2 protein-coding genes are annotated in these 1,399 nt (G+C 69.4%); one reads left to right on the top strand and one right to left on the bottom strand.

The features are described 5' to 3' along the window. Positions 1–14: 14 nt before the first annotated feature. The gene (gene lexA / locus I5E_RS12870) at positions 15–659 is read right to left on the bottom strand and encodes a transcriptional repressor LexA (RefSeq protein WP_022907347.1); all 645 of its coding nucleotides are present in this window, start codon (positions 657–659) and stop codon (positions 15–17) included. A 236-nt stretch (positions 660–895) separates the two neighbouring features. Between lexA and I5E_RS12865 the strand changes: the two genes are divergently transcribed. Continuing rightward, positions 896–1,261, top strand: a complete 366-nt coding sequence (locus tag I5E_RS12865) for a LysM peptidoglycan-binding domain-containing protein (RefSeq protein WP_022907346.1) — start codon at positions 896–898, stop codon at positions 1,259–1,261. The last annotated feature ends 138 nt before the right edge of the window (positions 1,262–1,399 follow it).

Raw genomic sequence — 1,399 nt, 5'->3', positions numbered from 1 at the left:
CGACGCGGTCGACGTCAGATGGAGCGGAGGACCGCGACGACCTTGCCGAGCACGGTCGCGGCATCGCCGAGGATCGGCTCGAACGCGGTGTTGCGGGGGAGCAGCCACGTGTGGCCGTCCCGCTGCCGGAAGACCTTGACGGTGGCTTCCTCGTCGAGCATGGCGGCGACGATGTCACCGTTCTCGGCGGTCTGCTGCGACCGCACGACCACCCAGTCCCCGTCGCAGATGGCGGCGTCGATCATCGACTCGCCCACGACCTTGAGCATGAACAGGTCGCCCGTGCCGACGAGCTGTCGGGGGAGCGGGACGATCTCGTCGACGTGCTGCTCGGCGGTGATCGGCACCCCCGCGGCGATGCGACCGACCAGCGGGACGAGGGTCGTCGCGTCGACGTCGGGGCCCTCGGTGTCGGGCGTCGGTTCGTCCACGAGCACCTCGAGCGCCCGCGGACGGTTCGGGTCACGACGGATCCACCCACCGAGCTCGAGCTGCCCGAGCTGGTGGGAGACGCTCGACAGTGAGGAGAGGCCGGCGGCGTCCCCGATCTCGCGCATGCTCGGCGGGTAGCCCCGGCTCGCGATCGACGCACGGATCGCGTCGAGGATCGCCTGCTGCTTCGCCGTCAGCGGCTTCTGGCCCCGCAGTTCGTCCGCCACGTCGTCTCGCCCTTCGTCGGTGCCGGGCCGTGCCCGCGGGAATGTCGGTGGTCCCCGCTTGACTTGTCCCAGTCGATCGAAACAGTATCCGACCGGTCACCGCCGGACAAACACCTGTTCGAGCGTGTCGGCAGAAAACCCACCAGAAATCTCCGCACAGGACTTGTGCGGCTCGTCATTCGAAACTATGTTCGGTACAGGACTTCGGTTCACCCGAACGGGAAGGCAAGAACGACATGAGCACCATCGCCATCGCTGACATCCAGCGCACCGCGCCCGCCGTGCGTACGCGCCTGCGCCTCACGCGTCGCGGTCGGGTCGTCCTGACGACGCTCGCCGCGATCCCGCTGCTGATCGGTGTGGCACTCGCCGTGCTGAACGGCGGGCAGGCGTCCGCCGGCAACACCGAGTCGCACGCCCACTTCGAGACCGTGACGATCCAGCCGGGCGAGACGCTCTGGCAGCTCGCGGAAGAGACCGCGCCGAACGCCGACCCGCGTGACTTCGTGCAGGACGTCGTGAGCCTCAACGCCCTCGACGGCTCCGGTCTGCAGGCCGGTCAGGAGATCGCGATCCCGGCGCAGTACACCGCCGCGCACTGACGCGACGCCGGCCGCCACGCAGCGCCGCAGAAGTGTCGCGACGGCCCACCGTCCGGACGGCCGGTCGTCCGACCGCCCGTGCGGCCTACGATGGATCGGTGGCATTCACGCTCGAAGACCTCCCGATCCGAGACGACC

This window comes from Curtobacterium sp. B18 (assembly GCF_000333375.1).
GTDB lineage: Bacteria > Actinomycetota > Actinomycetes > Actinomycetales > Microbacteriaceae > Curtobacterium.
The sequence above is the reverse complement of the archived record's forward strand: the minus strand, read 5'-3'. Positions and strand labels throughout refer to the sequence as shown.

Bases quoted from the DNA above. Each gene is read 5' to 3' on its own strand.
- I5E_RS12865 (WP_022907346.1), top strand. From the start codon at position 896: ATGAGCACCATCGCCATCGCTGACATCCAGCGCACCGCGCCCGCCGTG.